This window comes from Natronorubrum marinum, assembly GCF_052040125.1.
In the GTDB taxonomy this organism is placed as follows: domain Archaea; phylum Halobacteriota; class Halobacteria; order Halobacteriales; family Natrialbaceae; genus Natronorubrum.
In genome coordinates this window covers 1,048,286-1,073,839 of record NZ_JBPPFV010000002.1, presented here as the reverse complement: position 1 = coordinate 1,073,839, position 25,554 = coordinate 1,048,286, and the positions used below count along the sequence as shown (strand labels likewise).

At 66.0% G+C, this 25,554-nt stretch carries 25 protein-coding genes; 13 read left to right on the top strand and 12 right to left on the bottom strand.

What is annotated here, in order from left to right:
• Positions 1-35: 35 nt before the first annotated feature.
• Positions 36-449 carry an Lrp/AsnC family transcriptional regulator gene (locus tag ACSFC5_RS14975; RefSeq protein WP_440766040.1) on the bottom strand — a complete coding sequence of 138 codons (414 nt, stop codon included), beginning with the start codon at positions 447-449 and terminating at the stop codon, positions 36-38.
• A 102-nt stretch (positions 450-551) separates the two neighbouring features.
• Between ACSFC5_RS14975 and carA the strand changes: the two genes are divergently transcribed.
• Together carA and ACSFC5_RS14965 are read left to right on the top strand one after the other, a co-directional pair.
• Positions 552-1,628: a glutamine-hydrolyzing carbamoyl-phosphate synthase small subunit gene (gene carA, locus ACSFC5_RS14970; RefSeq protein WP_440766039.1), complete on the top strand. Its 1,077-nt coding sequence runs from the start codon at positions 552-554 to the stop codon at positions 1,626-1,628.
• 92 nt (positions 1,629-1,720) lie between these two features.
• A complete protein-coding gene (locus tag ACSFC5_RS14965; protein WP_440766038.1) occupies positions 1,721-2,254 on the top strand; it encodes a hypothetical protein in 534 nt (177 codons plus the stop codon).
• Positions 2,255-2,282: 28 nt separating this feature from the next.
• Here ACSFC5_RS14965 and ACSFC5_RS14960 read toward each other — a convergent pair whose 3' ends face one another.
• Positions 2,283-3,473, bottom strand: a complete 1,191-nt coding sequence (locus ACSFC5_RS14960; RefSeq protein ID WP_440766037.1) for an ABC transporter substrate-binding protein — start codon at positions 3,471-3,473, stop codon at positions 2,283-2,285.
• A gap of 175 nt (positions 3,474-3,648) precedes the next feature.
• Complete coding sequence (locus ACSFC5_RS14955) at positions 3,649-4,464, bottom strand: glycerophosphodiester phosphodiesterase (protein WP_440766036.1); 816 nt, start codon at positions 4,462-4,464, stop codon at positions 3,649-3,651.
• Positions 4,465-4,555: 91 nt separating this feature from the next.
• Here ACSFC5_RS14955 and ACSFC5_RS14950 point away from each other — a divergent pair, with 91 nt between their 5' ends.
• Together ACSFC5_RS14950 and ACSFC5_RS14945 are read left to right on the top strand one after the other, a co-directional pair.
• Positions 4,556-4,915: a hypothetical protein gene (locus tag ACSFC5_RS14950; protein ID WP_440766035.1), complete on the top strand. Its 360-nt coding sequence runs from the start codon at positions 4,556-4,558 to the stop codon at positions 4,913-4,915.
• A gap of 92 nt (positions 4,916-5,007) precedes the next feature.
• On the top strand, positions 5,008-5,895 hold the full coding sequence (locus ACSFC5_RS14945) for a hypothetical protein (protein WP_440766034.1): 888 nt from the start codon (positions 5,008-5,010) through the stop codon (positions 5,893-5,895).
• Positions 5,896-6,233: 338 nt separating this feature from the next.
• On the opposite strand, the gene purH is transcribed toward ACSFC5_RS14945, so the two are convergent.
• On the bottom strand, positions 6,234-7,871 hold the full coding sequence (gene purH, locus ACSFC5_RS14940; RefSeq protein ID WP_440766033.1) for a bifunctional phosphoribosylaminoimidazolecarboxamide formyltransferase/IMP cyclohydrolase: 1,638 nt from the start codon (positions 7,869-7,871) through the stop codon (positions 6,234-6,236).
• A gap of 177 nt (positions 7,872-8,048) precedes the next feature.
• On the opposite strand from purH, the gene purB reads away from it, so the two are divergent.
• The 3 genes from purB (at position 8,049) to ACSFC5_RS14925 (ending at position 11,345) form a co-directional block, all read left to right on the top strand.
• Positions 8,049-9,434: an adenylosuccinate lyase gene (purB, locus tag ACSFC5_RS14935; protein WP_440766032.1), complete on the top strand. Its 1,386-nt coding sequence runs from the start codon at positions 8,049-8,051 to the stop codon at positions 9,432-9,434.
• Between the two features lie 119 nt (positions 9,435-9,553).
• Positions 9,554-10,441, top strand: coding sequence for a DMT family transporter (locus ACSFC5_RS14930; RefSeq protein WP_440766031.1), 888 nt, complete (start codon positions 9,554-9,556; stop codon positions 10,439-10,441).
• 130 nt (positions 10,442-10,571) lie between these two features.
• Complete coding sequence (locus tag ACSFC5_RS14925) at positions 10,572-11,345, top strand: CPBP family intramembrane glutamic endopeptidase (protein ID WP_440766030.1); 774 nt, start codon at positions 10,572-10,574, stop codon at positions 11,343-11,345.
• A gap of 111 nt (positions 11,346-11,456) precedes the next feature.
• On the opposite strand, the gene ACSFC5_RS14920 is transcribed toward ACSFC5_RS14925, so the two are convergent.
• The 7 genes from ACSFC5_RS14920 to dapA all read right to left on the bottom strand — a co-directional run bounded on the left by ACSFC5_RS14920 (position 11,457) and on the right by dapA (position 18,844).
• The gene (locus tag ACSFC5_RS14920; RefSeq protein ID WP_440766029.1) at positions 11,457-12,401 is read right to left on the bottom strand and encodes a DUF8173 domain-containing protein; all 945 of its coding nucleotides are present in this window, start codon (positions 12,399-12,401) and stop codon (positions 11,457-11,459) included.
• A gap of 338 nt (positions 12,402-12,739) precedes the next feature.
• A complete protein-coding gene (locus ACSFC5_RS14915; protein ID WP_440766028.1) occupies positions 12,740-13,921 on the bottom strand; it encodes a M20 family metallopeptidase in 1,182 nt (393 codons plus the stop codon).
• A gap of 67 nt (positions 13,922-13,988) precedes the next feature.
• Positions 13,989-14,819 carry a diaminopimelate epimerase gene (gene dapF / locus ACSFC5_RS14910; protein WP_440766027.1) on the bottom strand — a complete coding sequence of 277 codons (831 nt, stop codon included), beginning with the start codon at positions 14,817-14,819 and terminating at the stop codon, positions 13,989-13,991.
• A 4-nt stretch (positions 14,820-14,823) separates the two neighbouring features.
• Positions 14,824-16,236, bottom strand: a complete 1,413-nt coding sequence (gene lysA / locus ACSFC5_RS14905; protein ID WP_440766026.1) for a diaminopimelate decarboxylase — start codon at positions 16,234-16,236, stop codon at positions 14,824-14,826.
• Between the two features lie 81 nt (positions 16,237-16,317).
• On the bottom strand, positions 16,318-17,154 hold the full coding sequence (locus tag ACSFC5_RS14900; RefSeq protein ID WP_440766025.1) for a 2,3,4,5-tetrahydropyridine-2,6-dicarboxylate N-succinyltransferase: 837 nt from the start codon (positions 17,152-17,154) through the stop codon (positions 16,318-16,320).
• On the bottom strand, positions 17,151-17,918 hold the full coding sequence (gene dapB / locus ACSFC5_RS14895) for a 4-hydroxy-tetrahydrodipicolinate reductase (protein ID WP_440766024.1): 768 nt from the start codon (positions 17,916-17,918) through the stop codon (positions 17,151-17,153). The genes ACSFC5_RS14900 and dapB overlap by 4 nt, the downstream gene beginning before the upstream one ends.
• Complete coding sequence (gene dapA, locus ACSFC5_RS14890) at positions 17,915-18,844, bottom strand: 4-hydroxy-tetrahydrodipicolinate synthase (RefSeq protein ID WP_440766023.1); 930 nt, start codon at positions 18,842-18,844, stop codon at positions 17,915-17,917. Before dapA ends, dapB begins: the two co-directional genes overlap by 4 nt.
• A gap of 351 nt (positions 18,845-19,195) precedes the next feature.
• On the opposite strand from dapA, the gene ACSFC5_RS14885 reads away from it, so the two are divergent.
• Together ACSFC5_RS14885 and ACSFC5_RS14880 are read left to right on the top strand one after the other, a co-directional pair.
• On the top strand, positions 19,196-20,020 hold the full coding sequence (locus ACSFC5_RS14885; RefSeq protein ID WP_440766022.1) for a M48 family metallopeptidase: 825 nt from the start codon (positions 19,196-19,198) through the stop codon (positions 20,018-20,020).
• Positions 20,021-20,227: 207 nt separating this feature from the next.
• Positions 20,228-20,725 (top strand): LabA-like NYN domain-containing protein, encoded by a 498-nt coding sequence (locus tag ACSFC5_RS14880; RefSeq protein ID WP_006089106.1) that lies wholly within the window; start codon positions 20,228-20,230, stop codon positions 20,723-20,725.
• A 51-nt stretch (positions 20,726-20,776) separates the two neighbouring features.
• On the opposite strand, the gene ACSFC5_RS14875 is transcribed toward ACSFC5_RS14880, so the two are convergent.
• Positions 20,777-20,959 (bottom strand): hypothetical protein, encoded by a 183-nt coding sequence (locus ACSFC5_RS14875; protein WP_440766021.1) that lies wholly within the window; start codon positions 20,957-20,959, stop codon positions 20,777-20,779.
• A gap of 172 nt (positions 20,960-21,131) precedes the next feature.
• Between ACSFC5_RS14875 and ACSFC5_RS14870 the strand changes: the two genes are divergently transcribed.
• From ACSFC5_RS14870 to ppsA, 4 genes are all read left to right on the top strand, one after another.
• A complete protein-coding gene (locus ACSFC5_RS14870) occupies positions 21,132-21,626 on the top strand; it encodes a PUA domain-containing protein (RefSeq protein ID WP_440766020.1) in 495 nt (164 codons plus the stop codon).
• 165 nt (positions 21,627-21,791) lie between these two features.
• Positions 21,792-22,175, top strand: a complete 384-nt coding sequence (locus ACSFC5_RS14865; protein ID WP_440766019.1) for a nascent polypeptide-associated complex protein — start codon at positions 21,792-21,794, stop codon at positions 22,173-22,175.
• Positions 22,172-23,023, top strand: a complete 852-nt coding sequence (locus tag ACSFC5_RS14860) for a 50S ribosomal protein L11 methyltransferase (protein ID WP_440766018.1) — start codon at positions 22,172-22,174, stop codon at positions 23,021-23,023. The genes ACSFC5_RS14865 and ACSFC5_RS14860 overlap by 4 nt, the downstream gene beginning before the upstream one ends.
• A 158-nt stretch (positions 23,024-23,181) precedes the next feature.
• Positions 23,182-25,527 (top strand): phosphoenolpyruvate synthase, encoded by a 2,346-nt coding sequence (ppsA, locus tag ACSFC5_RS14855; RefSeq protein WP_440766017.1) that lies wholly within the window; start codon positions 23,182-23,184, stop codon positions 25,525-25,527.
• Positions 25,528-25,554 lie beyond the last annotated feature (27 nt).

The window sequence follows — 25,554 nt, the reverse complement described above, 5'->3', positions numbered from 1 at the left end:
GGCTCGCGTCGGGCGACTGTCGACTCGAGCGCGAATCAGCCGAGTTCCTCGTCGAGGATCAGTCGCGTCTTCGTGCTCACGACCTCCTCCTGATCGCGGGCTTTCGTGATGAGGTCGTTCACCCCGCGCGTGTCCGCGGCGTCGACCACGAGGACGATGTCCTGTTCGCCCGAGACCATCCAGACGAAGTCGACTTCCTCCCACTCGGCGATCCGCTCGGAGACGGCCTTCGTGTCGACGTCGACGGCGACGCCGACCTCGAGCATCGCTTTGACGTTGCCCGTGTGCGTCGAGATGGTAAAGCGTTCGATGATGTTTTCGTCCATCATCCGCTCGACGCGGTTGCGGACGGTCCCCTCGCTCGTCCCAACTTCGTCGGCGATCTCGGTGTAGGGCGTTCGGGCGTCTCGCCGGAGCATATCGAGGATCTGGCGGTCCAGGTCGTCCATGGAGATCCGTACCTACGCGCGACCGGCACTTACCGATTACGAATTTCGTAACTCAGCTTCGAAGACAACACTTATGCTGGTCGATCCAATACGTAGATCGTAATGACAGCTGCCTACGTTGCACTGGAGGGGGGCCACGTAATCGAGGGACGTGGTCGCGCTCCGGGAACGGCTCGTGGCGAACTCGTTTTCACGACGGCATACACCGGATACGAGGAGAGTCTCACGGATCCGTCCTACGAGGAACAGATCCTGACCTTCTCGTACCCGCTGATCGGAAACTACGGCGTCCGAAAAGAGCGGTTCGAGTCCGATCGCGTCCACCCACGTGCCGTCCTCGCGAAGGAACTCACCGAAGACGTCGCCGAGTGGCTCGCAAGCGAGGGCGTCCCCGCAGTCGACCACCTCGACACCCGCGAGGTCGTCACCGACATCCGAGACGGCGGCGCTATGAAGTGCGGGATCGCCGTCGGCGAGGACGTCACCGAGGAAGACGCCCTGGCCGAACTCGAACAGTGCAAGGGCATGAGCGAGCACACCGAGATCGGTGCGCAGGTTAGCGTCGACGAACCGGTCGTCCACGGCGCGGACAACGACGGCGACACCGTCGCGCTGGTCGACTGCGGCGCGAAGGGCTCGATCGTCGATTCGCTGGTCGCCCGCGACGCGACGGTCCACGTCCTGCCACACGACGCGAGCGTCGCCGACGTCGAGGCCGTCGACCCCGACATCCTGTTCATCTCGAACGGCCCCGGCGACCCCGCGAACTACGAGCACGCCATCTCGATCGTCGAAGCGTTCGTCGAGGACATGCCCGTCGCCGGCATCTGTCTCGGCCAACAGATCGTCGCCGAAGCGCTCGGCGGCACCACCGAGAAGATGACCTTCGGTCACCGCGGCGTCAACCAGCCCGTCCTCGACCTCGAGTCGGGTCAGGTCGTCATGACGACGCAGAACCACGGCTACACCGTCGCCGACCCCGGCGAGCACCTCGAGATCACGCAAATCAACGTCAACGACGACACACCGGAGGGGATCGACGGCGTCGACTACGACGTCATCACCCGCCAGTACCACCCCGAAGCCAACCCCGGTCCGGAGGACACCCTCGGCTTCTTCGACGACGTCCTCGCGATGGCCGACGCGCGACGAACGACGACTGTCCCCGCCGACGACTGATCAACGCTTTCGAATTTCGCATTCGGTTTTCTGCCGGTCGTTTTCGGGACGACTCACAAGTTTCAACAGGACCTCAGCCGTCGAATCGGACGATGGAGCGTCCGCTCGGCCTCTCGAGTTTCGCCGCCCAGAGCCGGGGCCAGCACGCCCTGACGGTGGTCGGCGGGCTGGCGCTCTGCCTCGCCGTCTACTTCGGGACCGTCGCGGCCGTCTTCGGCAACCTCGACGCGCTGGCGACCGAGGCGAGCATCACCGAACAGCGCGTCGGCGGCGCCGTCGCGTCGGTCGCCGTCTGGACGTACTTCGGCCTCGCGTTCGTGCGCGGCTACGGGGGTCCGGTCCTGAACCTCGTCTATCCGATCGCGATCGTCGTCGCCGCGCCGTTCGTCGCTCGCTGGGTCCTGTTCGGTCCCGACGTGAGCGGGCTCGTCTCGCGGTTCGTCGGACTGGTCCTCGTAGAACCGCTGGCCACGACGCTGCTCGTCGTGGTACCCGGAGTGGCCGCGTTTCTCGCCGTGTTGACCGTCTGGTCGACCAGCATCGCCGAGGAACGACGGCGCGAGTGGGAGCGACAGCATCTCCCCGCCGAGTTCTACGACGCGTTCGTCGCCGAAGCGTACGAGTAGTCCAGTCCCATCCGATGCGACAGCCGACTCAGGACGATCCGGTGACGATATCCGCGACGCGCTGTCGGTCGAACAGCTGCTCGTCGGCCGGTATCTCGGGATACCCCGCGCCGGGGACGTAGCCGGGCCACTCGCCGAACTGCTCGGGGTAGAGCTGCTTCGCCGTCATCTCGAGTTGGAAGAAGTTCATCAGCGGCCCCTGATAGCGCATCCCGCCGGCGACGACGCGGTCGTTCTCGACTGCCGTGAGATCGCTCCCAATGGGGTGGGCCTCGAGTTGGTCGCGCACGGACTCGATGTCGTACTGCGGGGTGATCCCCCAGAGGTGGAGGATGATGTCGGGATCGGCCTCGGCCATCGCCTCGTAGTCGAGGACGCCCCAGTCACCTGACCAGTCGTAGTCGGCGAGCGCGTCGTCCGCGCCGAGCGGCCGCGTGTCCGCCTGCCAGAACCCGGGCGCGTTGAGGTGGTAGGTGTAAAACTCGTCTTCTCCGAGGGTCACCCGCGCGGCCGTCGGCCGCTCGTCCTCGGACGGGAGGGCTGACTCGATGCGGGTTCGAAGATCGTCGTACACTGCCTCGAGCGCCTCGTACCGGTCGCGTTCCTGAAAGACGTCCGCGATCGTCCCGAAGAGTTCCCAGAGCGTATCGTACTCGTAGTCGTCGGCGTACGCGTCCGCCGGATCGCTGTGAACGCCACTGTGGAAGCTCCCGACCCAGGGTCCGATCGTCTCGGCGATCTCGTCGATGTCGGACTCTTCCCAGTCGCCTTCGGTCGTCAGCACGTACGACGGATCGAGGAGGTGTACGTCGCTGTCGAGGTCGTAGAGCTGTTCCTCGACGAGGCCGTGTTCGAGCGGGTTCGACAGGTGCTCCCACTCGAAGTCGACGCCCTCGAGGTGATCGTAAAACATGTTCATGGTGGGGCCGGCCATCTCGGGTGAGAACAGCGTGTTCGCTGCCTCGCCGTGGCCGAGCGCGACCAGCATGTCCGCGTACTGTGGAAACGTGACGAAGACGTTCTCGGGAACGGCGTCGAACTCGACGTCGCCGAGGTGCGCCACGGTCACCGAGTACGGTTCTCCGGATTCCGCGTCGCCGTTGTTCGACTCTTCGCGTTCGGTGCCGCTGCCGCAGCCGGCGATCGTCGCGCTGCCGACCGCGAGGCTCGTCGCGAGCACCTGCCGTCTGGTTCGACCGAGCGTTCGTGCGGTATCCATGCTTTTAGGCCTGCCTAAAGTCATAAAAATGGTTCGGTTTAGGGGTGCCAAAAGCTACGGCTGTCGGACACGGAGACCACTCTCACGTCGGTTTGGCGTCTGAATTTCTGTCGCCGGGGAGAGTCGGGTCGGCCTTTCGATGCGCTCGAGTGAGGACCAGGGTCCGCTACTCGTGTCACTCGGCGGGACCCAGTATCTCGAGCGCGTAGTCGGGACGGTTCGTCACTAACACGTCCGGGCCGGCCTCGAGGGCGTCGCGGATGCTCCCCTCCGTATCGACCAGTTTCCAGATGCCCGCGACGCGATCGTCAGCGCGAACCTCGTCGATGAACGCCGTCGCGAGATGCGGCGCGTAATGACAGAACGCGACGTCGGCCCCGCAGTCGGCGGCTGCGGTCGCCAACTGTGACGTCGGTGCCGAGCCGACCAGTCCCGTCGAGACGCCGCGACTCCGCGCCGGTTCGAGCGCGGCCGCGTCGAAGCCGATGATCGTCGTCCGATCGAGCAGTCCGTAGCCGTCGACCGTCTCGAGGATCGCCTCGGTGTCCCCCGTCTCCTTCACTTCGAGGTAGATCGAGACGTCCGTCTCGGCGAGTCGCTCGAGCGCCGGCTCGAGCCTGATCAGCGGTTCGCCGTCGATCTCCGCCCCCTGAATGTCCGCCCACGGCGTGTTCCGAATCCAGCCGCGTCCGTTCGAGTCCCAGTCCAGCACGGGGTCGTGAAAGAGGAGGAGTTCGCCGTCCCTGGTCTGCCGGACGTCGAGTTCGATCCCGTCGACGCCGACCTCGAGGGCGCGCTGGATGGCGGCCATCGTATTCGGCGGTGCGAGCCCTTCCGCGCCGCGATGGCCGACGATTTCCGGCGATTCCTCCGGGAGCGATCCGCTCGTGACGAGCGGCGAGAGACCCCACACAGTCAGCGTTGAGAGGCCGGCACCCGCTCCTGCGAGCAGTCGTCTCCGGGAGAGGGTCGGATGGGAGGGCAGCGACATACCGAATAGTTATCGGTGATCCTATATGAATCTTCCACTCCTCATTCCGAAAGTCGAAACTGTTTTGCTGTCAACGATCCTACTAACTACCGTGAGTCGACTCGAGCGTGTCGCAAACTGGCTGCGAACCCATCCCGTGCTGACCGTGTTTCTGTGCCTCGCAGCCGTGCCGATCTTGCTCACGGCCTTCTCGTTCCGACAACCGATTCCCCTTCCCGACGTGATCCTCTCCGAACTCGAGGTGCTGTTCCGGCTGCTCGTCTATGCCCCCGTCTCCGCCATCCGATCGCTGGTGTTCGAACCGCTCGGACTCGACGTCCTCTTCGTGGTTCCCGGCCTCGGGCAGGCAACGGTATTCCTCGTCTTGCTCGGATTCTATTACTGTCTCAGTCTCGGCGTCGTTCGCATCGGCTCCCGTCTCTATGCGCGACTTAAGGCGAGCCACGGGTGAGATTTCGAAAACGTCTGTCCAATGTTGTCGTCGCCCTGGATAATCGTTTCGGGTAACAAGAGGTAGTATACTGGATTACCGATACGGAAACAATGAACAGGCGAACCTATCTCCTCACGAGCGCGACGGCAGCGACGGTCGGCCTCGCCGGGTGTAGCGCGCTCGAGGAGACACACGGCCCGGATACCGGGACGAGTGACGTCGTTGAAGGTGAGACGTCACAGGCCCACAAGCGGCGGTGGACGGAGGACGGGGCGTACGTCGAACAGGTGATCTCCGTCGCCGAACACACGGGATTCCCCGACACGAACCGATACGACCTCGCCGTCCTTTTCGTCGCGGTCCCTGGCGGGGACGACACCGACGCGTCGTGTCTGGACGGCGGTGCGATCGATTCGTTCGAGATAACCGTCGCTGCCGGAACCGACGAGACACAGTTTCGGCGCCCGTACTTACGGGGGATAGCGGCAAGCGACCCCAATTCGCTCCTCGAGCGCTACCCGAACGCGTTTGACAGCCGCGCGGACCTCTCCGATAGCGACGCCGTCTACGACGCACTCGACGAGATCGAGCCGGATCTCAATCAGTACGAACTGGTTCCGGTCATTCGCAACGGGCTCGAACACGTGACGCTGGATGCCGAGCGATCGCCGTGTCCGGTCGACGAATTCGCGACGCTCGGCGCCCTGACACTCGGAGTATTCGACGACCGCGATCGGATCGGGGAGCCGTCGAGGGAGACGGAGCCCACCAGAACGACCCACGAGTTCCCGACTATTGACGAGGCTCCTGCGGTCGCGATGGGGTACACCGGCGGTTTCGAGGTGTGCAGCAACGGTTCGCCGTCGATATTCGAGATGTGCGGCAACGGTTCGACGCCGATACTCGAGGTGTCGACGGCGCTCTCGTCAACTGGTTCCCTGCTGGGTTCGGACCTCCCTGCGGATACGTACCGCCACGAAGCGACCATCGAACTCTGACCTGGCTCTCGAGTTGACGCAGTCGTATCAGCTGTGCCGGACCCGCCGAATGACGCGATCTCGCTCCCGTTCAAACGGACCGTTGGAAGTCAGTGCCGCTGCAACCCGACCGTTCTGCGAGGACACCGGTCAATCGGTACAACAGACCGTATCAGTCGTGTCTAAACGACCGTTGACCCGTAAACGCCATCGTAGATCCACCTTTTTCCGCTCGGGTTCGCTTCGCTCACCCTCGCGCAAAAATCTGTCTGGCGAGAGCACAGCTCTCGCTGACCTTCGCTCACTCCGTTCGCGAAGAGACCAAAAAGCTGCTCACTCACTTCGTTCGTTCGCAGATGTTAATCGTGACGGAAGGACCGTTGACCCGTAAACGCCATCGCGATCCCGTGTTCGTCCGCGGCCTCGATCACGTCGTCGTCGTTGACCGAGCCGCCGGGCTGGACGACCGCCTTGATGCCCGCCTTCGCGGCCTCCTCGATGCCGTCCGGGAACGGGAAGAACGCGTCCGAGGCCATGACGGCGCCCTCGGCGTCTTTCCCCTCCGCGTGCTCGTCGGCTTTCATCGCCGCGAGCCGAACCGCGTCGACGCGGGAGACCTGTCCCATCCCGACGCCGACCGTCTCGGTCCCCTTCGTAAAGAGGATCCCGTTGGATTTGACGTGTTTGAGCGTCTGCCAGGCGAACACCATCGACTCGAGTTCCTCCTCGCTCGGCTCGCGCTCGGTGACGACCTCGAGGTCGTCGACTGTAATCGACTGCAGGTCGCGTTCCTGGACGAGTCGGCCGCCGACGAGCGGCTTCTCGGTGAAGCGTTCCGTTCGCTCGCCGAGTTCGCCGACATCCAGCACACGCAGATTGTCCTTTTCGAAGAGGACCTCGAGCGCGTCCTCGCTGTAGCCGGGCGCGACGACGACCTCTTTGAACGAGTCGATGATCCGCTCTGCCGTCGCGGCGTCACACTCCCGGTTGAGCGCGACGATGCCGCCGAAGGCGCTCATCGGATCCGTCGAGAGGGCCTTCTCGTAGGCTTCGGTGAGGTCGTCCGCGGTCGCACAGCCCGCCGGATTGGTGTGCTTGATCACCGCGGCCGCCGGCTCGTCGAACTCCTTGATCAGATTGAGCGCGCCGTCGGCGTCGTTGTAGTTGTTGTACGACAGCGCCTTCGCGCCCTCGTTCAACTGGTCGGCGTGGACGACGCTGGCCTCGTCCGCGGTGTAGTCGGCGTAGACCGCGGCATCCTGGTGGGGGTTCTCCCCGTAGCGGAGGGTGTCGGCGCGGTCGTCGGAGACGAATCGTCGGGCGGGGAGTCCATCGTGATCGTCTCCGTCGGTACTCGCAACATCGCTCTCGACCGAAACCTCGCCCGCCTCGAGATCAACATCGACGCTCCCCTCGGCGAACCACTTCACGGCCCGCGGGTACGCGCGGAACTCGCCCTCGTAGAGGACGCGCTCTTTGAGATTTTCCTCGTCGTCGCCCTCGTAGACCGGGATCGGCTCCTGGGTGACGATGGGACCGCCGTCGACCTCGTTGTCGACGACCTCGCCCTCGTCGTCGGTCGCGTCGGTGACGACGTGAACCGTACAGCCCGTCACCGAGACGTTCGCCTCGAGCGCGTCGCCCCAGGCGTCCATCCCGGGGAACGCGGGCAGCAAGGAGGGGTGGACGTTCAGCGTCGTCGGGGCCTCGGAAAGGAAGGTGTCCGAGAGGATGCGCATGTAGCCGTCGAGACAGACGAGATCGAACTCGTAGTCGGCGAGGGCCTCGAGTACGGCTTCCTCGTGGTCCGCTCGACTCATCCCGTCCTCGAGCGGAACGACTTCGGTCGGAATCCCCCTCTCCGCGGCGGCATCGAGCACCGGCGCGTCGGCGTTGTTCGTCAGTACGACCGCGAGTTCGGCCGCGCCCGGCGCGCGGTCGGCGATGTTCAACAGGTTTCGCCCTCGGTTGCCGGCCATCCCGGCGATTCGCGTCATGATCGAACCCGCGCCCGCGAGGGGCAAAGTGGTTGCGGTCTCGGCCACCAAGATATCCACGTTCGTGTATCATAACGGCAGTATTTCCGTACGGTCTCCTCGAGATATGCATACTCGTGGCCCCGCGCGGCCCGCGTTTCGACACGCTTTTGGACCGCGTGCGGGAAGGCTCGCCCAATGACCGACACGAACGCTTTGTACGCCGTCTCGCCGCTGGACGGCCGCTACGGCAGCCGGACCGCGCCGCTGTCGCCGTACGCCAGCGAGGCCGCGCTCATGCGGGCTCGCGTCCGCGTCGAAGTCGAGTACCTGATCGCCCTCGCGGATCTCGAGGCGACGCCGCTCGAAATCAACGACGGCGAGCGCGAACACCTCCGCGGCCTCTACCAGCACTTCGCCGAGGAGGACGCACGGTTGATCAAGACCCTCGAGACGGAAGGCTACGCCGAGTTCGAGGCGACCAACCACGATGTCAAGGCCGTCGAGTACTTCGTTCGCCACCGGCTTCCCGAGGACAGCGACGCCTCGGCCTGGATCCACTTCGGATTGACCAGCGAGGACGTGAACAACCTCGCGCACCGACTGCTCGTCCGCGACGCCGTCGACGAGGTGCTCCTGCCGGAGCTGTACGAGGTCCGCGAGACGCTCGCCGAGATGGCCCGCGACTATCGCGACCTCCCGATGCTCGCTCGGACCCACGGCCAGCCCGCGACGCCGACCACGTTCGGCAAGGAGATGGCCGTCTACGCCGCCCGCCTCGGACGCGCGACGGGCCGCATTCGGCGGGCGACGGACGAACTCCGCGGAAAGCTCGGCGGCGCGTCGGGCACGTACGCGGCCCACCACGCGGCCTACCCCGACGTCGACTGGCCGACGTTCGCGGAGGCGTTCGTCACCGAGCTGGGTCTCGAGTTCGAACCCCTCACGACGCAGGTCAACCCCTGCGACGACCTCGCGAGCGTCTTCGACGCCTTCCGCGGGGCGAACGAGGTCCTGCTCGACCTCGATCTCGATATGTGGCTCTACGTCTCCGATCGCTACCTCGGCCAGGAGGCCGTCGAGGGCGAGACCGGCTCCTCGACGATGCCCCACAAGGTCAACCCGATCGACTTCGAGAACAGCGAGGGGAACCTCTCGAAGGCGAACTCGGATCTCACCTTCCTCGCCGACTACATCACCACCTCGCGGCTCCAGCGCGACCTCTCGGACTCGACCGTCAAGCGCAACATCGGCGCCGCCTTCGCCCACTGCCTGATCGGCTACGGCAAGACTGCGTCGGGCCTCTCGAAGGTCGTCCCCACCGAGCAGGTCATGCGCGAGGAGCTCGAGTCAACCCCCGAGATCATCGGCGAGGCCGTCCAGACGATCCTCCGCCGCGAGGGGCAGGCGGACGCCTACGAGCGCGTCAAAGCCGTCACGCGGGGCAAGGACGTCACGCTCGAGGATTTCCGCGGGATGTTCGACGACCTCGAGGTCGACGAAGACGTCCGCGAGGAACTCCACGCGCTGACGCCGGCGGGCTACACCGGCGTCGCGAGCGAGTTAGTGGACGACCTCGAGTAGTCGTCGCGCGGTCTCGAGCAGCCACTTTTGCGATCCGACTCGCCACGGCCCGCGAGACGCGTGTATCGGAGTTTTTGTAAGCCGATACGCGGTACTGCGAGTCAGCGACTGGATTTGGCATGCCTGAATATCTTTCTCACCGATCGTTCGAGCCCGAACACGTCGGTATCGCGCTGATCCTCGTCTCCGCGATCGGGTTCGGAACGCTCGGCATCTTCGGAATCTATGCCCAGCGGGCGGGGCTGTCGATTCCGACCGTGCTCGTCTTTCGGTTTCTGCTCGCCGGGCTGGTGATCTGGGCCGTTCTCGCGTGGCGAGGGGAGGCGACGATCCTCCGCGGGCGACCGCTGACGATCGCGCTCGCGCTCGGCGGCGTCGGCTACACGGCACAGAGCGGGCTCTACTTTCTCGGTCTGGAGTACATGACCGCCGGACTGGTCGCGATCGTCCTCTACACCTACCCGGCGTTCGTCGTGATTCTCGCGGTCCTCACGATCGGCGAGCGAATCAGCCGAGCCATGCTGCTGGCGCTGTGTCTGGCCTTCGGCGGCATTGTCCTCGTCACCGGCGCGAACCCGGCGGGTGCGTCGCTCGTCGGCGTGGTCGTCGTCCTTGGCGCCGCGCTGGCCTACGCCTGCTACATCACCGGCTCGCGGGCGGTGCTCGAGGCGGTCGATCCGCTGGTCCTGACCGCGTACGTGTTGCCCGCCGCCGGGGCGTCGTTCGTCGGCATCGGGACGGCCACCGGTCAACTCGCGATTCCCACGGCGCCGTCGGCGTGGGCGATTCTGCTCAGTATCGCCGTCATCGCGACCGCGATTCCCGTCGTGGCGTTTTTCGCCGGGCTGCGGTACATCGGCGCCAGCCGTGCGAGTATCGTCAGCACCGCCGAACCGCCGGTCACGGTCGTCCTCGGCGCGGCGCTGTTCGCGGAACCGGTCACCGTCGCGACCGTCGCCGGCGGCGCGTCGATCCTCGCCGGCGTGATCGTCCTCGAGCGCGAGTGACGAGTCGCGGTCGCGAACGCGGACACCGGGGGTACCCTCGCCGCAGATTCGGTCGCGTCCGGTCGTCGAATACCGCGCGTCACCTCGACGTGTCAGTACCTATTTCTATCGCTGGAGAGTACGGAGTCGTGTGTCTTCGAACCGATCGATTCCCGCGTCGATTCCGCCGAGCGTGCGGGCCGTCGTCCTCTGTCTCGCGCTCGCAATCGGCGGCTGGTTCACCGGACTCTCCGCGACGCTCGGGGTCGAGGTGCAGCTGCTCGTCCTCGGGTACGACGACGCGACGATCCACCAGCTCGCCTCGTCGGTCGCGTTCAACGTCGTCGGCGCCGGCGGACTCGCCCTGACGTATCTGATCGTTCGTCGCCGGGGGTTCGACTCGGCGTTCGTCCTCGAGTTCCTCCGGATTCGCAACCCCACGATTCGGGATCTGAGCTGGATCGCGGTTGGCCTGGTCGGTGCGTTCACCGTCGCCATGGGCTACCAGTTCGTCGTCGAGTTGTTCGACCCGCTCGGAACTGGTGGCCAGGGGACGACCCACTCCGGAATCGAACGGGGGCGAGAGTACCCCGTACTGCTGTTGCTCGGGGTTCCGATCGCCATCTTTCTCACCGGACCCGGCGAAGAACTGCTCTATCGGGGCGTCGTCCAGTCGCGTCTCGGCGAGACGTTCCCGACGGTCGTGGCCGTCATTCTCGCGTCGCTCGTCTTCGGCATCGTCCACTTCCCCGCCTATCTGGGCGAGGATCTCGGGGCCGTTCTCGTGAGTCTTGGCACGGTCACGACGCTGGGGCTCTACCTCGGAGTCCTCTACGAACTCTCCGACAACCTGGTCGTCCCCGCGCTGGTCCACGGCCTGTTCAACGCGGTCGTCTACCTCGTGAACTTCCTCGAGTACGTCTGATACTGTCTACTGTAAGTCATTTTCGGCGGGACCGCGATCCGTTCTGCGATCCCACCGGTAAATCGGTACAGCAAACCGTCTGAGGCGAGTTGCTCGGCGTCGCGAACGCTGCTACCGGTCGGTCTCCGAGGCTCGATCGTCCTCGTCGCACTCCCCGTCGGTGTCGATATCCCACTCCCAGTCGTCGACGGTCCAGCCGTCGTCCGGACGGTCCCTTCCGTCCGAAGCGAGATCCCCGTCGGACCACCGTCGTTCCGGCCGATGCTGATCGTTTGATCCACTGTCAGCCCGTCCAGCCAGCGCTGTCGATGAGTCACGTTCGGGCACAGTACCACCGCTCTCGGTCTCGCTCGAGGACCGGGCGGCGGCTTCGTCCGGCTCGGCCGTTTCCCGGCTGCCGGTCGAAGTAGCGGCTGTCACGTTCGCTCGGGGCTGTTCGTCACGCAACTGGGCGCGCTCGTCGTCGCCGCTCCAGGGATCGAACCGCCGTCGAACGAGCGCGCCGGTTCCGACGGTTGCAACTCCGATCGCGACCAGCGTGCCGACGACCGGAACGAGCTGACTCGCGCCGAGAACGACCGATCCGACCACAAGCGATCGCCCGCTCGACGGCGTCCCGGTCGCGAAACTGCCGGCGATTCGATCGCCGACGACGAGTGCACCGATCGTCCCGCCGACGAGCAACAGCGCGCCGCCGACGAGCAAGGCCGGAAGCGTGACGAGCGCGCCGACCCCGAGCACCACTGGATGGTCGGCGACGTAGGTGAGGACGAACAGCGGCAGCGAGGCGACGACCAGCGGCGCGAAGAAGACGAGAAAGCCGGTCGCGAACGCCAGATCCGGCCGCTCGAGGACGTCGTCCCGAATTGCCTGAATCGGCGACGCGAATCCCGCCAGCAGCGTTCCGCCGACGACGAGCGTGAGGGCCGTCCAGCCGACGGCGACGGCGAGCGGTCGGCGGAGATCGACGCCGCCGACCGACTGGGCCGCGACGAGCGTCGAATCTCCCCCGACAATTGCGAGGGGGCACAGCGCAGCGGCGACAGCGAGGGACACGGGTTGCTGTCTACATTACCCAGCGCCGATAAAAATCGTCCGATCGGAGCGGTCGAGGACCGGTCGCCTCGAGTCCGATCCGGTGTTGGTGTGGAGGGCCGTCGACGGGCCGATATCAACACGGCTTTGGCCGACTGTTCCGAATCGGCGGTATGAGCGATGCGATAGTCGAGTACCTCTTCCCGGAAATCGCGACCGCCGCCCTCTTCGTCGTGGCAATTTTGGGCATGATCGCCCTCCTCTATATCTCCATCAAGTGGTAGCGACGCGGTCGCTCGCAGCGAACCAACCGTTCTCACGACGAAGGAGCGCCGTCGCTCCGCGAACGCGGCCGACTCTCACTCGACGACCGAGCGCACCGTCTCCTCGAGCGCCCGCGCCGCCTCGCGGACCGCGTCGACACGCACGTACTCCCGCGGCGCGTGCGCGACGGCTCCCTCGTCGTCCGCGAGCACGCCCGGACCGAAAACGATGGTCGGCGCATCCGCAGCGAAGTAGGAGGCCTCGGTGGCAGCGGCGAAGGGCCGAACGTCCCCGCCGGAAGCGGACGCGAGGACCTCGACGATTCGTTCGTCGGGATCGGTGTCCCAGGCCTCGAGAAACGGCGTGGACCGGTCCGTGAAGCGAAACTCGAGGCCCACGTCGTCGGGGACGGCGGCCCGCAACTGCTCGGTGAGCGCCGCGTGGAACTCGTCGGCCGTTTCGGGCGGCACGCTCCGCCGATCGACCGTTAGCGCGCAGTCGGCCGGAACCTGGTTCGTGGCCGCGCCGCCCTCGACGACGGTCGGCGTGAGCGTCGCCGCGCCGAGTTGCGGGTGGGCCGGCGGCGCGTCGTCTCGGTCGTCGAACGTTCGGATCGCCGCGAGGACGGACTCGAGCGCGGCGACGGCGTTGATTCCCGTCTCCGGTTCGGCGGCGTGGGCGTTCGCGCCGGTCAGGTGGATCGTCCCCTGAAACCGTCCCTTCGCGGCCGTACAGACGTCGAGGTTCGTCGGCTCGCCGACGATCACCGCGTCGGCGTCTCGGGTCGGCGACTCCGCGCCCGACACCAGTTCGTACGCGCCGATCGAGAGCACCTCCTCGTCGGGCGTGATCGCGAGCGTGACGCGGCCGGTCGCGCTCGCGGGATCGACGGCGAAAAACGCCGACAGCAACGCGGCGAGCGGCCCCTTCGCGTCACAGGAGCCGCGGCCTCGGATCACGTCGCCGGTCTCGGCTTCGCCGCGGCCCTCGACGCCGGTCGCGTCGCGCTCGAACGGGACGTGCGGCGAGACGGTGTCGATGTGCGTGTTCAACACGAGGTGGGTGTCGGCGTCGGCCGGCCCGCGGGTCGCGATCACGTTTCCGTGCTCGTCGATTCGCGGGCTGTGGCCGCGCTCCTCGAGCGTCTCACAGAGAAACGTCCGCATCGGCTCGACATCCTCGTGGGAGGCGTGCTGGACTGCGGTCTCCAGGAAGGCGACGGGGTCAAAGGCGTCGTCGACCGCTCGGTTCGTCGTCCGTGCTCGATCCTCGCTCATCGTTCGGCCCCGTTTCCAGTCGTTCCCGGTCGTCGCTTGCTCTCGCTCTCGCTCATCCTCTCCCCGCTCACAGTTCGGCCGGCGATTCGGGCGTGACTTCGCCGTCGAACTCGTGTTCGACGGGGCCGGTGAGCGTCGCGTTCCCGCGGTCGTTGAAGCTGACCTGCAGGTCGCCACCCGGCGGTCGTACCGCGACGGGATCGGCGTCGGTGAGACCGAGTCGGCGGGCGACGACGGCGATGGCGACCGCGCCCGTCCCGCAGGAGTCCGTCTCGGCTTCGACACCGCGCTCGTAGGTCCGCTGGTCGAAGCCGCCGTCGCCGTCAGGGCTGGCGATCGTGACGTTCGTCCCCCTCGGGAACGCGTCGCCGTGGCGAACCGGTGGCGCGACCGTCTCGAGGTCGACGTCGTCCACGTCGTCGACGAACGCGACGGCATGTGGGACGCCGGTGTTCACCATCGTCACCTCGAGGCCGTCGATCTCCTCCTCAAAGACCGGTTCGTCCGCTCGCACCGGGATATCGCCGGGATCGAACGTGGGCGTCCCCATCTCGATGGTGATCACGCCGTCGATCCGATCCGCGCGCAGGGTGCCCGACTGCGTGTCGATCATGACGCTGTCGGTGTCGGTACGATCCATGGCCCACTCGGCGGCACAACGCGCGCCGTTGCCGCACATCGGTGCCGTCGAGCCGTCGGGCTGGACCAGCGTCATCACGACGCGTGGCGGCCTGAACTTCTCCTCGAGGGCGAGATAGAGGATCCCGTCGGCACCGACGCCGGCGTCGCGATTGCACTCGCGGACGGCGAGTGCCCCCCGATCGGGGACGTACTCGTCCGCGTGGATAATTAGAAAGTCGTTGCCGGTGCCGTGGTACTTCTGAAATGGAACAGTCATCGTGCTATCGAGTATCGTGGTCGTTATGTGCTTCTCGGTCCGCGTCGGTATCAGCGTTCCCGTTCGATCCGACGTCGCCGGCGTCGTTTGCCGGGTCGGAGCGCTCGGTCTCGAGCCGAGTGACGTCGTCGATCGTCTCGCGTCGGCGTGCGAGTCGAACCCCGTCGCTCTCGAGAACGACCGAGGCGGGCCGGGGCCGGGAGTTGTACTGATTGGCCATCTCGTAGCCGTAGGCCCCCGTGTTCCCGATCGCGAGGACGTCGCCGCGCTCGCTCGTCGGGAGTCGTCGGTCGGTACAGAACACGTCCCCGCTCTCGCAGATCGGGCCGGTGATGGTCTGTGACCGCATCTCGCGGCTGGTGTGGCTGTCGTTCGCATCGGTGCCGCTCGAGTCGGCCGTCAGGTTCCGGATCGGGTGGAAGGCGTCGTACATCGCGGGCCGGAGCAGGGTCGTCATTCCGGCGTCGACGCCGACCGCGAGCGTGTCGCGGGCCTGCTTGACCGTGTTGACTTTCGTCAGGAGGACGCCCGCGTCGGCGACGAAGTAGCGGCCGGGTTCGATCGTCAGCCGCGCGTCGACCTCGCCGATCGCCTCGCGCGTCGCCTCGGCGACCGCCTCGAGATCGAGGGGCTCCTCCTCGTCGCGGTAGGGAACGCCGAAGCCGCCGCCGACGTCGACGAACTCGAGGCCGTCGCCGTCGACGGCCGCGATCGCGTCGCTCACCGCTCGGGCCAGATCGCCCATCCGTTCGACGAACTCCCGGTGGTCGTCGAGTTGCTCGCTCGAGACGCCCGATCCCACGTGGGCGTGGATGCCGACGACGTCGAAGCCGCGCTCTGCGGCGTCGGTGAGCACGTCGGCCGCGCGTTCCGCCGGGACGCCGAACTTCGCGTTGGCACCGGTCTGGACCTTTTCGTGGTGACCGGCGCCGATTCCGGGATTCACGCGGAGACAGAGGCGGCCGTCGTAGCCGCGTTCCTCGAGTCGGTCGACGGTGTCCTCGGCCCCGACGGTGATCGTCAGGTCGGGGTAATCTTTCCAGGCGTCGACGACCCAGTCGAGGTCCCGCGCGGGCGGGTTGACGGCCGTGTAGTGGACGTCCGCGCCCGAGCTATCGCCCCCGGTGCTCGACTCGATGGCCGCGAGCGCGCGCTCGACCTCGCCGGCGGAGGCACACTCGAGTCCGACGCCTTCCTCGTGGAGCGTCTCGAGGACGTCTCCCAGAGCGTTCGCCTTCACGGCGTAGAGGATCTCCGCGTCCGGAAACGCGGACTGGATCCGGTGGCAGTTCTCGCGGACGCGCTCGAGATCGAGGACGTACAGCGGCGAGCCGTAGTCGTCTACAAGCGCGGACAGGTCGACGGCGTCCCAGTCGTCGAGGCGGCGGACGGCCGGGGACGCTGCGGGCGTAGTCATTGTTCAGTGTACGTGAGCGTGAGAATTCAAGGGTTTGGATTCGGTGCGGCCGGGACGAGGGTGCAATCGAGGCGTTCGGCGTTACTCTCGCAGCGCGTCCTCTCGTTCGGTCGCCTCGAGCGTCTCCGTCTCCAGATCCGTGGCGACGACGGCCGGCTTGTAGGCGCCGCCGTCGAACAGCGCGTGCTCGCTGACCGAGGACTCGACGAACCGCGTGAACGCGCGGCGGTCGGCGGGCAGTTCGCCGTAGAGCACTTCGTCCTCGACGAGGTCGTAGACGGGAATGCGCGGCGTCAGCAGCGTGTTCTCGCCGACGACGCTGTTCTCGCCGACGACGAAGCCCGAGGTGACGCGACAGCCCGCGCCGAGGGAGACGTTGTCCTCGACGATGACCGGGGCGTCCTCGACCGGTTCGAGAACCCCCCCAATAAGGGTGTTCGCGCCGAGTTTGACGTTCGCGCCGATCTGGGCGCAGGAGCCGACGGTGTCACAGGAGTCGACGAGCGTGCCGTCGCCGACGTGGGCACCGATGTTGACGAACGCCGGACTCATCAGGATGCAGTCCGAGCCGATGTGAGCACCCTTGCGGACGACCGTGCCGTCGGGCGTGTTTCGACTGCCGCGGGCGCCGTACTCGCTCGAGTCCGCGAGCGGAAGGACGTCGTTGTACGTGACGCCGCCGTACTCGCGGGGGACGGTCTCGCGCAGGCCGAAGTTGAGCAGGATGCCCTGTTTAACCCACTCGTTGGCCGCCCAGTTGTCGCCGCGTTTCTCCGCGGCGCGGATCTCGCCGTCCTCGAGCGCGTCGAGGAAGGCGTCGAGCGTCGCTTTCTCGTCCTCGCCGGCGGTCTCGACGCTGACGTCGTCGTTCTGTTTGCGCTCCCACAGCTCGTCGATCTCGGTCTCGAGCGTGCTCATTCGCTGATCACGTCCGCGAAGTCGTAGCGGCCCGCCTTTTGTCCAGCGATCCAGACCGCCGCGTCGACCGCGCCCGCGGCGAAGACTCCGCGGTCCTCGGCGCGGTGGGTGAGTCGAACCTCCTCGTGGTTGCCCGCGAGGATTACTTCGTGCTCGCCCGTCACGTTGCCCGCACGGAGCGCGTGGACGCCGATCTCGCCCGACTCCCGCGGGTCCTCGCCTTCGCGACCGTGCGTGCGCCCGGAGAACTCGCCGGAAGATTCGATCTCCTCGAGCAGCCGGTTCGCGGTGCCACTCGGCGCGTCGCGTTTGGCGTTGTGGTGGGTCTCGACGAGTTCGACATCGTAGCCGGGCAGATTCTGTACGGCTTCGCCGACGACGTTCAGCAGGGCCTGCACCCCGCGGGCGAAGTTCGGTGCGTGGAGGACGGCGATCTCGTCGCTCGCGGACTCGAGCGCCTCGCGCCCTTCGTCATCGAAACCGGTGGTTCCCGTGACGAAGGCGACGCCGGCGTCGGCGCAGGTTCCAGCATAGTCGACGGCGGAGTCGGGACCGGTGAAGTCGATCACGACGGTGGGTTCGCGCTCGACGACCAGCGAGTCGAACTCGCCGGAAGATTCGATCTCGATGCTGTCGACCGTCTCGCCGTCTGGCTCGCGGGTGACCGCGAAGACGACCTCGCAGTCGGTGTGGTCGGCCGCGGCGGCGATCACTTCGCGGCCCATCCGGCCCGTCGCGCCGGTGACGCCGACCCGTACCCTCATCGATCACCCTCCGGGTTCGCATCGGCGACCTCGGTCGATTCGCGCTCGAGGTCGGCGAGGACGGCCTCGAGGTCCTCGCGGTACTCCTCGGAGAGCCGTGTCAGCGGCGGCCGCATCCGCGCGGGTCCGTAGCCGCGGATCTCCATGGCCTCCTTGACGGGGATCGGGTTGGTCTCGACGAACAGTCCGCGGAACAGCGGCCCGAGTTCGTGGTGAATGCTCTGCGCGCGTGCGTAGTCGCCGTCGAGTGCGGCGCCGACCATCGCGCAGGTGAGTTCGGGTTCGATGTTCCCGGCGACGCTGATCGTGCCGGTGCCGCCGACGGCGATCGTCGGCAAGGTGAGCGCGTCGTCGCCCGAGAGGACGGCGAAGTCCTCGTCCGTCGTGCGCTCGGCGATCTCGCCGATCTGGCCCAGGTCGCCGCTGGCGGCCTTGTAGCCCGCGATGTTCTCGTGGCTCGCGAGTTCGACGGCCGTGTCGGGTTGGATGTTCTGGCCCGTCCGGGAGGGCACGTTGTAGACGATCTGCGGAAGATCGACCGCGTCGGCGATCGTCCGGAAGTGGTCGACGAGTCCGCGCTGTTCGGGCTTGTTGTAGTACGGCGAAATGAGCAGGAGCCCGTCCGCGCCGGCCTCGGCGGCGCGTTCGGAGAGTTCGAGCGCCTCGCGGGTGTTGTTCGAGCCGGTGCCCGCGATGACGGGGACGTCGTCGACGGCCTCGATGACGGCCTCGACGACGCGGACGTGTTCGTCGTGGGTCAGGGTCGCGGATTCGCCCGTCGAGCCGACGGGAACGAGTCCGTCGACGCCCGCGCTCTCGAGTCGCTGTGCGTCGGTCTGCAGTGTTTCGAAGTCGATGCGTTCGTCCTCGTCGAACGGCGTGCACATGGCCGGGAAGACGCCGGTGAAGTCGATATCGGATGTCATGGGTGGGTGTTGCTATCTGAGTCGGCTGCTGGGTACTTGGCTATTGGTGATTCGCGCGTCGTGAGTCAGGCGTGGAATCGGACTCGACCTGACCGCGTCGAGGTCGCGCCCGGGACGGGGGTGCTACGCCCGCCTCGAGCACATCTCACGGACGTTTGCGTTTCGAAAAACGAACGGCGGCGTCGCTCACGGCAGGGCCAGCGGTCGGGTGAGCGACGTGACGCATGTGCGAACGGTCGGAACGGACGACCTTATCCGTTGTGACTTCGATCCGTCGGCTCGTCCGGGTTGTGCCACTAATTGACATGACGTTTCGCGTAATTTATCCCGGAGTAGTACGTACGACTGAGTATGACAGACTTCGGACTAAAAGTACGGATGGTCGTCGTCGGGGCCATCCTGTTCGCCTTCTACGTCGGTGCAGCGACGGTGCTCGCACTGATGTTCGGCGTCGATCCCCTGTTGATACTACCCGCTGGTATCATCATTCTCCCCGCGTTCCAGTACAAACTCGGAAAGTGGCTGGCGACCAGAAAAGCCGAGGAGATGCCCGACGAGGGCCAGTATCGCGAGGTCCACCAGATGACCGAATCGCTCTCCCGCGATATGGGCGTCAAGAAACCGAAGCTGATGGTGATGGAGATGGGCGTCCCCAACGCCTTCGCCGTCGGCCGGAAAGGCGCCGGCGTCGTCTGCGTCTCGACGGAGCTCATGCAGTTGCTCGAGCGCGACGAACTCGAGGGCGTCATCGCCCACGAGATCGCCCACATCAAAAACCGGGACGTCATCACGATGGTCGTCGGCCAGTCGATCGGGATGATGGTCGGCTACGTCGCCTACTTCGCGGTCCTGATGGGCGGCGAGCGCAACATCGGCACCTACATCCTCGCGATGGTCGCCTCCACGCTCGCGAACATGCTCGTGATGGTCTTCGTGCTCGCCATCTCGCGGTACCGCGAGTACGTTGCCGACGACGACGCGCGACAGTACATCGGCAGCGGCGACCCGCTCGCACGCGCACTCGAGAAAATCTCGAGCGGGTCCCAGGGCCGCGAGTCGCAGGTCGAAGACAGCATGAACGCGCTCTGTATCTTCAACTCCGACAAGAGCCTCATGGCACAGCTGTTCGCGACCCACCCGCCGACCGAAAAGCGCATCGAGAAGCTCCGCAGCTAACGGCTGCCGATCGGTTACAGTCGACGATATTTTGGCCGCCGTTTCGACCGTCCGGAGCGACCGCACCGGTCGGCTGCCGACTCGAGCGACGATCGATCCCTCGAGCGTGAGTGATATCGGCTGCGTGCCCCAAGATGCCGAGGTCGAGGCCCGCAAATACGGACCCAACGACGCGCCTTTTTAACGATTGCCGATACAATGTAATCCATGACCGAAATTCACCCCGGCCAGCGCGTCGCCGTCCTGGTCGACGCCCAGAACCTCTATCACACGGCACAGAGCCTCCACAGTCGAAATATCGACTACTCCGCGCTCCTCGATAAGGCCGTCCAGGACCGCCAGCTGACTCGCGCCATCGCGTACGTGATCCGCGCGGACTCGCCGGAGGAAGAGAGCTTCTTCGAGGCGCTGGTCGATATCGGCTTCGAGCCGAAGATCAAGGACATCAAGACGTTCTCGGACGGCACGAAGAAGGCCGACTGGGACGTCGGGATGAGTCTCGACGCGATCACGCTCGCGAATCACATCGATACGCTCGTCCTCTGTACGGGCGACGGCGACTTCTCGCGGCTCTGCTCGCACCTGCGCCACGAAGGCGTTCGCGTCGAGGTGATGGCGTTCGAGTCCTCGACGGCCGAAGAACTCATCGACGCGGCGGACTCGTTCCTCGACCTCGGCGAGCGCCACGAGACGTTTCTGCTGTAGGCGCGTTCCGCGTGCCGCTCTCGGTCGTCGCGGACGATTCGCGGCGATCGATCAGGATCGATGCGGGTACTGACTTCGCCAGAGACCGACCAGCAGTGCGTAGCCGGTAACGAGCAGCGTCACACCCGCCAGAAGATAGGTCGTCGGACCCGAGACGAGCGAGGCCGGGCCGGCCAGCGTCAGGGTGCCGAGGACGAGGAGGGCAGCCCCGAGGCCGATTTGCGTGACGTCCATTGGATAGCGGCACTACAGAATCGAGTATTATAACGTTCTCTATCTCGTTTTCATCTCATTCACTGTCATTTATCTCGAGTAGATAGATCGAGATCATCGGAGACGGTTCGGACCTGATCACGCGGCGCTCGAGGTCGAAGGGCTTTCGACCGCCCGCACGAAACGCCACGCAATGAGCGACACTGGAGACGAAAACGGGCTCGCGGGGCTTTCGAATCTCCGCACGATTGCGGACTACCAGTTCGGCGCAGGGGCGGGCGACGCGCTGTTCCCGCCCGCGGAATCGCTGACGGTCAAACGGACGACCTCGGGTCGCCCCCAGCAGGTCCACGCCGATGCCGGCCGTCTCGTTTCCTTCGGTACCGACGGCCGCTTTACGCTCGGACTCGAGGGTGGTCGTCGGCTCCACGCGGCACTCGAGCATCCGGCCTACCGCGTCGTCGTCGACGACGAGAGCGAACCGTTCGTCCGCGACGAGAAGAACGTCTTCACGAAGTTCGTCCTCGAGGTCGGCCCGGAAGTCCGGCCGGGCGACGAGGTGGTGGTGGTCCACGAGCGCGGAGAGGTAATCGCCGTCGGAACCGCACGACTCGGCGCCGAGGCTATCGAGGACTTCGAGACGGGGATGGCAGTGAACGTGCGCGAGGGTGCGCCAGCGGAGAAATAGGCCCGAGTCGTTCGAGTTATCGCGGAGGTACGCGACGGCCGAGAAACACGTCTGGAACAACGCCGTGCAATCCGTTCTCTCTGTCGCGGCGTACGATCCGCATCGAGGGACTCTCCTTCACGCAAGACCGCAGGGTAAAAGGTGGCTGGTGGCGACGTGTCGGGTATGTTCGGAGGAGGCGGCGGACTGAACCCGCGCAAGATGGAACAGATGATGGAACAGATGGGGATCGACGTCGAGGATATCGACGCCGAAGAGGTAATCATCCGCACCGACGAGTACGACCTCGTCTTCAACGACGCCGAAGTCACGAAGATGGACGCTCGCGGTCAGGAGACCTACCAGGTCATCGGCTCGCCGGAACAGGTCGAATCCGGTGCCGCAGGCGGGAGCGCCGACGCCGGGGCCGACGGGGACGCCGGCAGTGCGATCCCCGACGACGACGTCGAACTCGTTGCGGCCCGCACCGGCGTCAGCGAGGACGAGGCCCGCGAGGCCCTCGAGGACGTCGACGGCGACCTCGCCGCGGCAGTCGAGTCCCTCGAGTGACGGACGTGAACGAGCGCGATTCGGGCGTCGACGACGACGCGGCGGGCGAAACTGGTTCGAAAGCGGATGCGGAAGCCGGAGCCGGCGACGAGGCCGAACCCGACGCCGAAAGCGACCGCGTTCCCGTTCTCCTCGTCCGCGAAGACCGCACGTATCTCGTCGAACCCGGCGGGGAGCAGGGGACCGATCTAGGCGTCCTCGAGGTGCCGGAAGACGTTCAGCCGGGCGACACGATCGAGACCCACCTGGGCGACGAGTTTCGGGTCCGCAGACTGCGCGGCCCGGACCTCTTTCATCACTTCGAGCGAACGGGTGCGCCGATGGTCCCCCGCGACATCGGCCTGATCATCGGCGAGACGGGGATCGCACAGGGAGATCGGGTGCTCGACACCGGCACCGGAACGGGTGTGCTCTCGGCGTCGATGGCCCGCGCCGGGGCATCGGTCGTGACCTACGAGCGCGACCCGGAGTTCGCCGACGTCGCGCGCGAGAACATGAAGTTGGGCGGAGTCGCCGAGGCCGTCGACGTCCGAACGGGCGACCTGACCGAGGACGTCGAGGAACTCGACCTCTCGTCGTTCGACGTGATGACGCTCGACACCGGCGACGCCGCGGATCTGGTCGGGCACGCCCCCGAGCTGCTGGTCGAGGGCGGGTTCGTCGCGGTCTACAGCCCCTTCATCGAGTCGACTCGCGCGGTCGTCGAGACGGCCCGCGAGGCCGGCCTGTCGAACGTCCGCACTCGGGAGACGATCCAGCGAGAGATGCAGTTCGACGACCGGGGCTCGCGACCGTCGACCGCACCGGTCGGCCACACGGGCTACCTGACGATCGCCAGAAACGTGTAGCCATTCGACCGCTCTGCCGGCCGCACGTCGATCCAGAAGAATTGCCGGAACCGGCGATAAACCGGCGCCTACCGTCGAAACTCATTCGGTCCCGAGTTGCGAATCAGCGCGACTGTTCGCAACCCTTTTTATTCGCTCGGGTGTCCACGCCACTAGAGATGGCTGTACTCTGGCTGGACGAGATCAGTGCCGGCGACCTCGAGAAGGTCGGCGGCAAAGGCGCCTCCCTGGGCGAGCTTACGGGTGCTGGGCTGCCCGTACCGCCGGGATTCGTAGTAACCGCCGGAACCTATCGATCGTTTATCGAAGACGCCGAAATCGACGAGGAACTGTTCGAGGCCGTCGAGGTCGATGTCGACGACTCGAGCGCGCTCGCGACCGCGGCCGACCGCGCACAGGAACTCATCCTCGAGACGCCGTTCCCCGACGACCTGCGCGAGGAGATCCTCGCATCCTACCGCGAGGTCGGCAACGGCGAGGCGTTCGTCGCCGTCCGCTCGTCGGCGACGGCTGAGGACCTGCCCGACGCCTCCTTTGCGGGGCAACAGGAGACGTTCCTGAACGTGACCGAGGGGGCCCTCCTCGATCGCGTTCGCGAGTGCTGGGCGTCGCTGTTCACTCAACGAGCGATCTACTACCGCCAGGAGCAGGGCTTCGACCACTCCGCGGTCAACATCGCGGTCGTCGTCCAGCAGATGGTCGACGCCGAGAAATCGGGCGTGATGTTCACGAGCCACCCCTCGACGGGCGATCCGACGATGATCATCGAGGCCGCGTGGGGACTGGGCGAGGCCGTCGTCTCCGGCGCCGTCTCGCCGGACAACTACGTCGTCCCGCGCAACGACGACGAGATCGACGTGACCGTCGCCGAAAAGAAGGTGATGCACGAAAAAGACGAGGAAACGGGCGAGACCGTCGAGCGCGAGGTACCCGCGGACAAACGAAACGCCCGCGTGCTCAGCGACGACGAGATCGACACACTCGTCGAACTCGGCGAGCGCGTCGAGGACCACTACGACACCCCACAGGACGTCGAGTGGGCCATCATCGACGGGGACGTTTACATGCTGCAGTCCAGACCGATCACCACCATCGACGAGGGTGGCAGCGGAGCCGAGGCACCCGGTGCGAGCGGTGCCGTCAACGCCGCGAAGGGCGTCACCGACGGCAGCGGCAGCGGCGGGACACAAGCCGCCTCCGGCGGTGGCGGCGGCTCGAGCGCCAGTTCCGGCGACGTCATCGTCGACGGGCTCGGCTCGAGTCCGGGCACCGTCAGCGGGGCCGCACAGATCGTCCTGAAACTCGACGACCTGGACAAGGTCAAGGAGGGAGACATTATCGTCACCGAGATGACGATGCCGGATATGGTTCCCGCGATGAAACGCGCCTCGGGGATCATCACCGACGAGGGCGGCATGACCAGCCACGCCGCCATCGTTTCCCGCGAACTCGGCGTGCCGGCAATCGTCGGCACGACGAACGCCACGACCGTCCTCGAGGACGGCCAGATCGTCACGCTCGACGGCGACAAGGGTGCCGTCCTCGAGGGCCAAAAGGTCGAACCGGACGAGGAGACCGAGCCAGTCGAGGAGGTTCGTCCGCAGTCGCCGGTCAAGCCGATGACCGCGACCGAGGTGAAGGTCAACGTCTCGATTCCCGAAGCCGCCGAACGTGCGGCCGCGACGGGCGCCGACGGCGTCGGCCTGCTCCGCACGGAACACATGATCCTCTCGCTGAACCAGACGCCCGCCAACTACATCGAGGAAAACGGCGAGAACGCCTATATCACGGAGCTCGTCGAGGGCATCCGCGGCGTCGCCGACGAGTTCTACCCCCGACCCGTCCGCGTGCGCACGCTCGACGCGCCGACCGACGAGTTCCGCCAACTCGAGGGCGGCGAGGACGAGCCAAAGGAGCACAACCCGATGCTCGGCTACCGGGGCATCCGACGCTCGCTCGACCGACCCGACGTCTTCGCCCACGAACTCGAGGCGTTCCGTCGACTGTACGAGATGGGGTACGACAACGTCGAGATCATGTTCCCGCTGGTCAACGACGCCGAGGACATCTACCAGGCCAAGCGGCTGATGGAAGAGGCGGGCATCGACCCCGCAAAGCGCAAGTGGGGTGCGATGATCGAGACGCCGGCCTCCGCGCTGTCGGTCGAGGGAATGGCCGAGGCGGGCATCGATTTCGCTTCTTTCGGGACCAACGACCTCACCCAGTACACGCTCGCGGTCGACCGGAACAACGAACACGTCGCCGACCGCTTCGACGAACTCCATCCGTCGATCCTGAAACTGATCGGGACCGTCATCGAGACCTGTCGCGAACACGACGTCGAAACGAGCATCTGCGGCCAGGCAGGCTCCAAACCGGAGATGGTCCAGTTCCTCGTCGACGAGGGCGTGAGTTCGATTTCGGCGAACATCGACGCCGTTCGCGACGTCCAGCACGAAGTCAAACGGACCGAGCAGAAACTGCTGCTCGACTCGGTTCGATAACGCTCCGATAGCCGCGTCTCGCGACCG